11 protein-coding genes are annotated in these 8838 nt (G+C 63.7%); 2 read left to right on the top strand and 9 right to left on the bottom strand.

The genetic code is table 11. From position 1 onward, the window contains the following. Window positions 1–3: 3 nt before the first annotated feature. On the top strand, window positions 4–1368 hold the full coding sequence (locus ACYVH8_RS16835) for a peptidylprolyl isomerase (RefSeq protein WP_460489967.1): 1365 nt from the start codon (window positions 4–6) through the stop codon (window positions 1366–1368). After that, window positions 1365–2129: a 16S rRNA (adenine(1518)-N(6)/adenine(1519)-N(6))-dimethyltransferase RsmA gene (gene rsmA, locus ACYVH8_RS16840; protein ID WP_460489968.1), complete on the top strand. Its 765-nt coding sequence runs from the start codon at window positions 1365–1367 to the stop codon at window positions 2127–2129. The genes ACYVH8_RS16835 and rsmA overlap by 4 nt, the downstream gene beginning before the upstream one ends. Before the next feature lie 138 nt (window positions 2130–2267). On the opposite strand, the gene ACYVH8_RS16845 is transcribed toward rsmA, so the two are convergent. The 9 genes from ACYVH8_RS16845 to ACYVH8_RS16885 all read right to left on the bottom strand — a co-directional run. Continuing rightward, entirely contained in the window at window positions 2268–2492 is a 225-nt protein-coding gene (locus tag ACYVH8_RS16845; RefSeq protein WP_460489969.1) for a hypothetical protein, read from the bottom strand. Then, on the bottom strand, window positions 2471–2872 hold the full coding sequence (locus ACYVH8_RS16850; protein ID WP_460489970.1) for a barstar family protein: 402 nt from the start codon (window positions 2870–2872) through the stop codon (window positions 2471–2473). The genes ACYVH8_RS16845 and ACYVH8_RS16850 overlap by 22 nt, the downstream gene beginning before the upstream one ends. 37 nt (window positions 2873–2909) lie before the next feature. Further along, window positions 2910–3302 (bottom strand): guanyl-specific ribonuclease, encoded by a 393-nt coding sequence (locus ACYVH8_RS16855; protein ID WP_460489971.1) that lies wholly within the window; start codon window positions 3300–3302, stop codon window positions 2910–2912. A 153-nt stretch (window positions 3303–3455) separates the two neighbouring features. Next, window positions 3456–5762: an NADP-dependent malic enzyme gene (locus tag ACYVH8_RS16860; RefSeq protein WP_460489972.1), complete on the bottom strand. Its 2307-nt coding sequence runs from the start codon at window positions 5760–5762 to the stop codon at window positions 3456–3458. Between the two features lie 216 nt (window positions 5763–5978). Further along, complete coding sequence (locus ACYVH8_RS16865; RefSeq protein ID WP_460489973.1) at window positions 5979–6128, bottom strand: DUF2061 domain-containing protein; 150 nt, start codon at window positions 6126–6128, stop codon at window positions 5979–5981. Window positions 6129–6295: 167 nt separating this feature from the next. Beyond that, window positions 6296–7120: a phosphate/phosphite/phosphonate ABC transporter substrate-binding protein gene (locus ACYVH8_RS16870; RefSeq protein WP_460489974.1), complete on the bottom strand. Its 825-nt coding sequence runs from the start codon at window positions 7118–7120 to the stop codon at window positions 6296–6298. Window positions 7121–7226: 106 nt separating this feature from the next. Beyond that, a complete protein-coding gene (gene soxX, locus ACYVH8_RS16875; protein WP_460489975.1) occupies window positions 7227–7871 on the bottom strand; it encodes a sulfur oxidation c-type cytochrome SoxX in 645 nt (214 codons plus the stop codon). Window positions 7872–7892: 21 nt separating this feature from the next. Then, window positions 7893–8693, bottom strand: coding sequence for a sulfur oxidation c-type cytochrome SoxA (soxA, locus tag ACYVH8_RS16880; RefSeq protein ID WP_460489976.1), 801 nt, complete (start codon window positions 8691–8693; stop codon window positions 7893–7895). A 21-nt stretch (window positions 8694–8714) separates the two neighbouring features. Continuing rightward, the coding region (locus ACYVH8_RS16885; RefSeq protein WP_460487512.1) for a thiosulfate oxidation carrier complex protein SoxZ at window positions 8715–8838 on the bottom strand (124 nt) is incomplete at its 5' end.

Raw genomic sequence — 8838 nt, forward strand, 5'->3', positions numbered from 1 at the left:
CCCATGACGTGCTACCGATATCTGGTCCTGACCCTGACGGCCATGGCCTGTCTGCCTGCCTGGTCCCAGGGCCTGCGTGCCCCGGCAACACCGGCAACTTCTGCGCCGCTGGCCCCGCTGCCGGCGCCCGGCGTGCAGGCGGGTGACTACATCGTCGCCGTGGTCAATGCCGAGCCCATCACCAATCAGCAGGTCCGTGCCGAGGTTGAACGCATCCGGCGCCAGCTCGCGGCCCAGCGCCGTCCCCTGCCGGAGGCGCGGGAGATGGCCAGGCAGGTGCTGGACCAGATGATCAGCGAGCGTGTCCAGCTGCAGCTTGCCCGTGAGCAGGGCATCAAGGTCGACGAGCCTTCGATTGACCAGGCCGAGCAGTCCGTGGCCAGCCAGAACCAGCTGTCCGTCGCGCAGCTGCGTCAGCAGCTGCAGCGTGAGGGCATCGATCTCCAGCACTTTCGCGACCAGCTGCGCGACCAGCTCCTGCTGACCCGTCTGCGTGAGCGGGAAGTGGAAGCGCGCGTGCGTGTCAGTGATGCCGAGGTGGAGCAGTACCTGACCGAACAGCAGGAACGCAGCGCTGACCCGGCCAACCAGCAGATCCAGATGGCGCACCTGCTGGTTGCCGTGCCAGAGGGGGCCGGCGAGCAGCAGGTGGCCGAGCTGGAGGCCAAGGCCCAGCGCGCACTGCAGCGTGCGCGAGCCGGCGAAGACTTTGCCACGCTGGTGCGTGAATTCTCCGATGCGGCCGATCGTGCCAATGGCGGCCAGCTGGGCCTGCGCACGGCGGACCGCTATCCGCCCCTGTTCCTGGAGGCTACGCGCACGCTGGCGCCTGGCGGGGTGGTTGGGCCGGTGCGTTCAGGGGCAGGTTTTCACGTGATCAAGCTGCTGGAACGCCGCGTGAGCGGTCTGCCGCCGGCGACCGTGACACAAAGCCATGCGCGCCATATCCTGCTGGTGCCCAGCACCCAGCTCAGCGAGGCCCAGGCCCGTGACAAGCTCAACGATTTCCGCCGTCGCATCGTGGCCGGCGAGGCCGATTTTGCAACACTGGCACGCCAGCAGTCCCAGGATGGCAGCGCGTCCCAGGGCGGCGATCTGGGCTGGGCCACCCCCGGCATGTTCGTGCCTGAATTCGAGCGGGTCATGGACCAGCTGGCGCCGGGCGAGATCAGCCAGCCGCTGATCTCGCGTTTCGGCGTGCACCTGATCCAGCTGCTGGAACGTCGCAACGCTCCGCTCAGTGCGCGCGACCAGCGTGCGCTGGTGCGCAATATGCTGCGCGAGAAGAAGTACGAAGAGGCCTATGGCAACTGGGTGCGCGATACGCGCGCGCGCGCCTACGTCGAGCTGCGCGAAGCGCCCCAATGAAGCATATTCCGCGCAAACGTTTCGGCCAGCATTTTCTGTCCGACGACGGCATCATCGACGGCATCGTGCGCGCCATCGATCCGCGCCCGGGACAGGTCATGGTCGAGATCGGCCCGGGCCTGGCGGCGCTCACCCAGCCCCTTGTCGAACGCCTGGGGCGACTCGTCGTCATTGAACTCGACCGCGATCTGGCGGCGCGCCTGCGTGCCCATGCCCAGCTGGAAGTGGTCGAGTCGGACGTGCTCAAGGTCGATTTCACGCAATTGGCCCGGGTGCAAAATGCGCAGAAGCTGCGGGTGGTCGGCAACCTGCCTTACAACATCTCCACACCCATCCTCTTCCATCTGCTGGACCATGTGGGCGTGGTCGAAGACCAGCACTTCATGCTGCAAAAAGAGGTGATCGACCGCATGGTCGCTGCGCCGGCCACGGCCGACTATGGTCGCCTGAGCGTGATGCTGCAGTGGCGCTACGCCATGGAAAACGTGCTGTTCGTGCCGCCCGAGAGCTTCGACCCGCCGCCGCGCGTGGACAGCGCCGTGGTGCGCATGGTGCCGCATGCCCAGCCGGCGCCCTTGGACGTGAGGCGCCTGGAAAAGCTCGTGCAGGTGGCCTTTAGCCAGCGGCGCAAGCTGCTACGCCATACCCTGGGGCGCTGGTTGGAGGAAAAAGGCGTGACCGTCGATTTCGACCTGCAACGCCGCGCGGAAGAGGTGCCCGTGCAGGAGTACGTGGCCCTAGCCCAAGCCCCGGCGCTATGAAGTGAAAAGCCACCGACTAGCGGTGGCTTTTGTTCGTGGGCACCCGCGGAACTGGCTTTGCCAGGCCGCTGGGTGCGTCCCCCTCTTCAGAGGGGGAAGGCGCGAAGCGACTCAGGGGGTGCTTCGGCTGGCTATTGGCTACGCTGCAGCGAGCCAATAGCCAGCATTAAACGGGCTGCTCATGCGCAGCGCCAACGGTGACACGTCGAGCAGCTTGTCGGTCGGCATCTTTTCGCCGCCTTCCTCCCCTGGCTCTATCCCTGCCGGGGCGGCTTCGCTTGCGACGCCTTCCACCTTCGCCTCGTTCGCCCGTTCTGCTTGGCTGGTTTGTGCAGAACGGGCTACAGAAAAGAATAGAAACACCGGAACGGGACCTTGCGGTCGCTCCAGTAATCCGCCGCGTCTCGGAAGATGTCGAGCAGCTGCTCGCGGGCTTCCTTGTCGAACTTGGCATTGGCCGGGATGTGTTCCAGCACAGCGATGAAACCCGGCTGCGGGCCCGACTTGTGCAGCGGGTCGGTCATGCAGTCGTAGAGGGCATCGAAGTTCTTGCCGACGTTGGCCGGCAGCATGAACTGCTGGGCGATCAGGTCGAGCACCTCCTGCCGCGACTGGGCCTGAGCCAGGTTGGCGTACAGGAAGTGGTGACCCAGGCCCTGGGCAGCCTCCTGCAGATCCGGTACCCGGAAGGCACGGATCGACTGAACGATATTGGTTCTCACAGTACGAAGTGGTGTATCCATCCCCGCGTCACTTTCTTGGCTATAACACTGATTCGATTCAGGGCACGATCCGGCGAAAACTCGCATAGTGATCGGCCGTGTAATAACAGGCATCCGGCGTCTTCGGCGCTCCACCACACACAATCCGCTGCGTACCCCGGTTGCGGGCACCAGGTGTCGCCACGGTGTATTCACGGTAGTAACCGCGTTTCTGGGCCGGGAGCAAGCGCTCGCGGTTGCCAAACACCGAACCATCCTTTTCGTACGCGAACGGCCCGCCCTGAAGGATCAGGTGATAGGTTTGCGCACCCTGGCGTGGCAGTTCTGCCACCGACACCGTCATGGACGCGTCCGTCGGTGCCGGGCCGCGGGCCTCCACACCGGTGGACACACAAGCCAGCCCCAGCAAAAAGCCAGTGAGTACCAACTTGATGCCTGAGCTGCGTGCCATGAGTCGACCTTGTCATTACTCCCCGGGTAAACCCGAAGGATTCAAGCCCGAGAGTGTCGCCGATCTGGCCCAAAAAAGCAAGGGCCTGCCCAATTATTGGGCAGGCCCTTGCGTCAGGAATGAAAATAAGTTGGTGCTTGCTGTCTTGCGGATTCAGCGCGACGCGTTGGCGTCGGCCACGGTCAGCGCCGTCATGTTGACGATGCGGCGAACGGTGGTGCTGGCTGTAAGGATATGGACAGGTTGGGCGGCGCCCAGCAGCACCGGGCCGATGGCGATGTTGCCGCCGGCCGCCGTCTTGAGCAGGTTGTAGGCGATGTTGGCCGCGTCGATATTGGGCATGACCAGCAGGTTGGCCGGTCCGTTGAGCGTGCTGTTGGGCATGATGGCCTGGCGGGCCACGGCGTCCAGGGCCACGTCGCCGTGCATCTCGCCGTCCACCTCCAGCCAGGGCGCCTGCACGCGCAGCAGGTCCAGGGTCTGGCGCATCTTGACCGCGCTGGGCTGGTTGCTGCTGCCGAAGTTGGAGTGGCTCAGCAGGGCGGCCTTGGGGCGCAGGCCGAAGCGCATCATCTCCTCGGCGGCCATGGTGGTGATTTCGGCCAGCTGCTCGGCGCTGGGGTCGTAGTTGACGTGGGTGTCGAGGATGAAAAGCTGGCGGTCCGGCAGCAGCAGGCCGTTCATGCAGGCATAGGTGTGAACACCCGCGCGCTTGCCGATGACCTGGTCGATGTACTGCAGGTGCATGGGGTTGGTGCCCCAGGTGCCGCAGATCAGGCCGTCCACATGGCCCTTGTGCAGCAGCATGGCGCCGATCAGCGAGAGGCGGCGTCGCAGTTCGATCTTGGCGATGGCCACGGTCACGCCCTTGCGCTCGGTCATGCGGTGGTAGGTCTGCCAGAAGTCGCGGTAGCGCTCGTCGTGCTCGACGTTGACCACGTCGTAGTCCTGGCCCTCCTTGAGGCGCAGGCCGAACTTCTCGATGCGCTGGGCGATGATGGCCGGGCGGCCGATCAGCGTGGGGCGGGCGATGCCTTCGTCCACCACGATCTGCGCGGCGCGCAGCACGCGTTCCTCTTCGCCCTCGGCATAGGCCACGCGCTTCTTGGCGGCCTTCTTGGCGGCCTGGAAGATGGGTTTCATGGTCGTGCCCGAGGCGTAGACGAAGGCCTGCAGCTTCTCGCGGTAGGCCTCCATGTCGGTGATCGGGTTCTGCGCCACGCCGCTGTCCATGGCCGCCTGGGCCACGGCCGGCGCGATCTTGATCATCAGGCGCGGGTCGAAGGGCTTGGGGATCAGGTAGTTGGGGCCGAAGGACAGCTGCTCACCGGCATAGGCGGCGGCCACCACCTCGCTCTGTTCGGCCTGGGCCAGTTCGGCCATGGCGCGCACCGCGGCGATCTCCATCTCGTCCGTGATGGTGGACGCGCGTGCATCCAGGGCGCCGCGGAAGATGTAGGGGAAACAGAGAACGTTGTTGATCTGGTTCGGGTAGTCCGTGCGGCCCGTGGCCATGATGACGTCGTCACGCGCGGCCTTGGCTTCGGCCGGGTCGATTTCCGGATTCGGGTTGGCCAGCGCGAAGATGATGGGCTTGGGCGCCATGCGTTTGACCATGTCGGCCTTGAGCACGCCACCGGCCGACAGGCCGAGGAAGATGTCGGCGTCAGCGATCACATCGCCCAGCTTGCGGGCATCGGTCTTCTGTGCGAACTGCCGCTTGTCGTCGTCCATCAGCTCAGTGCGGCCCTCAAAGACCACGCCGGCCAGGTCGGTTACCCAGATGTTCTTGCGCGGCATGCCCATCTTGAGCAGCAGGCCCAGGCAGGCCAGCGCGGCGGCGCCGGCGCCCGAGGTGACGAGCTTGACATCCTTGATGTCCTTGCCGGCGACCTTCAAGCCGTTGATCAGGCCGGCGGCCACCACGATGGCGGTGCCGTGCTGGTCGTCGTGGAAGACCGGGATCTTCATGCGCTCGCGCAGCTTGCGCTCGACGTAGAAGCAGTCCGGCGCCTTGATGTCTTCGAGATTGATGCCGCCGAAGGTGGGCTCCAGCGCGGCGATGATGTCGACCAGCTTGTCCAGGTCCTTCTTTTCGTCGATCTCGATGTCGAAGACGTCGATGCCGGCGAACTTCTTGAACAGCACGCCCTTGCCTTCCATCACCGGCTTGGAGGCCAGCGGGCCGATATCGCCCAGGCCCAGCACGGCCGTGCCGTTGGTGATCACGCCCACCAGGTTGCCGCGGCTGGTGTACTTGAAGGCGTTGTTGGGGTTCTTGACGATCTCCTCGCACGGGGCGGCCACACCAGGGGTGTAAGCGAGGGACAGATCGTGCTGGTTGACCAGCTGCTTGGTGGCAGCGATGGCGATCTTGCCGGGGGTGGGGAACTCGTGGTACTCGAGGGCGGCGCTGCGCAGTTGCTCGCGCTTGTCGTTGGACGACGGGGTGCTGGACATCAATCAACTCCTGCTGCAGGCCTGATTTGTGATGGGGCCGAGCAGTGCGGTGATCCGCACCCCCCGTCCCAACGGTCTGCTTCTATGGGGAATCGGATTGTAGACCTCGAAAGCCACGGTTCTGGTCGGGCCACCTGGAAAAGGACTCTCGGTTTTTACGTACAGGCAAAACCGGCGAGTCCGGTCGGGCTCAAGTTCCTGCAGGCTCGGCGTTCGTCAAAGAGGCGGGCCGATCCGGCAGGGGGCACGCTTCCAGGCTTTCTCATGCAGGAAGAAAGCCACGGCCTGCACCGTCGGCTTCAGCAGGCTCGGCTTGAAGGCCGTCAGCAGATCGCCGGTCACGGCATAAGCCGCAGCACCGGCCACGGTGATGTGGGCCCGGTAATAGTTCGCGGTTTTCTTGCGTGTGAGCAGATTGGCGCGGGCGAAGCTGCTCAGGACACCATCATCAAAAAAGAATGAGACTGGCCATCATGGTAGTTTTTATCTATTCTCCAGGCCGGCTGCTTTTCCCGAAAGGGCATAGGGACGGCTTACTTCTCAAGCCAAGCCAGCAGTGATCTCATGCGTTCTTCCGCGCCGGTATCAAAAGCCGCGATGCCGATGCGCTGCAGGATTTCGGGGCCCCCGGGCTTTTCCGACAGCGAGGCCAGCGACAGCTGTATCGCCTTGAGCTGCTCGGGCTTGAACCTGGCATGGGCCACCAGCGGGAAATAGGGTTGAGTGACGCTGCTGTGCAGGATGCGAAATCCGTCCTTGTCGAGTCTTTTCGCGGGGCCGGAGTAGGAGGCGATGGCGCCGACGTCGGCAAACCTGTTCTCCATGTAGAAGGTGACCGCAGCCTGCTCGCGGACGTATTGCACGTTCACCTTGGCCAGATCGATGCCGTGGTCACGCAGCGCGGCGCGGCAGAAGCGCGACATGTAGGAAACCTGCTCGGGCATGACGAAGCGCTTGCCGCGGGCATCGGCCAGCGTCTGGAGAGGCGAGTTCTTGGGCACGACGATGAGGCACTGGCCATCCGGCTTGGCATTGGCCAGATAGTGGTAACCGTAGTCGCGCATGCCGCGTGCCGGGTAGTCGCTCGGGCGTGCCATGACGAAGTCAAACTTGCCCTCCTTCATGCCGTTTTCCAGCGTTGCGAACTCGCGGATAAACACCACGCTGACCTTGGTCTTCAGCACGTCTCCGATGAAGTTGGCCAAGTCCTGGTACTTGGCAATGACGCGGGCATGGTCGAGGCCGCCAGAGGTGCCTTCGCTGATGGCCAGCACCCGTTGAGACTGGGCGCGCGCCGGCCCGCCCAACGCCAGCAAGACCGTCAGACACAAACCCCCGAGCAGATGCAAAAGTTTCACGCGCAGACTCCCAACGGAATACAAAATCCTGGTGACTCAGACCGCTGAATTGGCCCATGAAAAAAGCCCTCTTGCTGCAACGAGAGGGCTTGACGCCGGCTTGCTTTTACTGGTTGACGGGCGACTTCGGATCAAGCAGATAGGCCACCAGATCCTTGAGTTGCTGTTCGGTCAGCCCTTTGAGGTGGCCGAAGCGGGGCATGTTGGTGCAGGCGTTGTAGGCCTTTGCGTTATAGAGCTTGCCCCAGGTGTACTCGACCATGGCCTTGGCCGCAGGACTGTTGGGGTCGGTCACACCGCGAATCTTGCCGAAGTTGTACAGGCTCGGGCCCAGGGTGCCGAAGGAGATCTCCTTCTTGGTCAGCTGGTGACAGGCATAGCAGTTACCACCATTGACCGTGGTGGCCGTATTGTTCCAGGCCATGCCGACCCCGCTCTGGGCAATACCTTCGGCCCGGGTCCAGTCACCCAGGTACTTGCCGTCCGACGGCGGCTTGATGGTTGCCATTTCGGCAGCCTCCAGGCGGGTACGCTGTTTCTCATCCAAGTCCTTGCCGGAGAGCTCCGCTTCAGAGCAGGCAGACTGCAGTTCGTCCTGGTTCAGCCGGTCGATCGAGGCAATGCCCTTGGTCTCGAAGGATTTGATCAGCATCTCTTTGGTGGCCTGCTTGTTGTCACTACCGGCAAAGGTGGCGCAACCAGCCAGAACCACGGCCGTGAGGGAGGCAAAAACAAATGTGGATTTTTTCATATTGGATTCTCCTGCCCCGGATCAACGCTTGATGGTGGGAGCCAGCGAAGGCACGCCCTTGCCGGTGACACCCATGAACACCGACAGGGCGACGGTGGCTTCGGAACCGAATTCCGGATGCGGGAAGCGCTGCAGGCGCAGGCAGTCGTTCAGGCGTTGCTGCATGGGCCAGAGCTGGCTGTTGCTCACGCGATAGGCGGGCCAGGACGTGAAGGCGCGGCCGGCCGGGCCATTCTGGGTCAGGTTGGGCAGTCCCTGCAGGCGGATGCGCTTGTCATCGGCGTTGTGGCAGGTGGCGCAGGAAAAGTCATAGGGGCCGGCGCGGTAGAAGAAGGCCTGTTTGCCCAGGTCGTACATGCGCTTTTCCTCGGCGTGCGACTGCGGCACGTTGACGGGCATGCCCTTGGACTGGGTCACCACGTAGGTGGCCAGGGCGATGATGTCCTTGTGATCATCCTTGTTGTAGGCGGCGTCCTTGACGTCCTTGCCTTGCAGCGTACGCATGCAGTAAGACAGGCGCATTTCAACGTCCATGACCCGGCCGGCATCGGCAAAGTAGCGCGGCAGCTGCACATAGGCGCCCTTGACGACACCCGCGCCCAGGCCCAGATCGCACTGTTCGAGCGAGGCGTTCTTCGGACCCGCCTTCTTCTTCCACAGATCTTCGCCCTTGGCTTCCCAGAGCTCGGCAGGATTGCCGTCGGCGATCATCGCGCGGTACTCGTCGATCGCCTTTTCAGCGTCGGACTGGGCCAGTGCCGGGCCCGCCATCAACAGGCCGGCAGCCAGGGCACAGCCGAGAGATTTGAATTTCGCAGTCATCGCTTTGTCTCCTTGTCGGGGTCAGGAGACCGTGGCTTCGTCGGTGCGGCTGTCGCCCTTGTTGTCCTTCCAGCTCACGCTGACCTTGTCACCGGCCTTGGCGCCCTTGACAACGAACTGCATGAACGGGTTCTTGGACACGGCC

Source organism: Curvibacter fontanus (assembly GCF_054780335.1).

Coding starts and splice junctions, on each gene's coding strand:
- ACYVH8_RS16860 (WP_460489972.1), bottom strand. CDS start 5,762: ATGTCCAGCACCCCGTCGTCCAACGACAAGCGCGAGCAACTGCGCAGC.
- rsmA (WP_460489968.1), top strand. CDS start 1,365: ATGAAGCATATTCCGCGCAAACGTTTCGGCCAGCATTTTCTGTCCGAC.
- soxA (WP_460489976.1), bottom strand. CDS start 8,693: ATGACTGCGAAATTCAAATCTCTCGGCTGTGCCCTGGCTGCCGGCCTG.
- ACYVH8_RS16835 (WP_460489967.1), top strand. CDS start 4: ATGACGTGCTACCGATATCTGGTCCTGACCCTGACGGCCATGGCCTGT.
- ACYVH8_RS16855 (WP_460489971.1), bottom strand. CDS start 3,302: ATGGCACGCAGCTCAGGCATCAAGTTGGTACTCACTGGCTTTTTGCTG.
- ACYVH8_RS16850 (WP_460489970.1), bottom strand. CDS start 2,872: ATGGATACACCACTTCGTACTGTGAGAACCAATATCGTTCAGTCGATC.
- soxX (WP_460489975.1), bottom strand. CDS start 7,871: ATGAAAAAATCCACATTTGTTTTTGCCTCCCTCACGGCCGTGGTTCTG.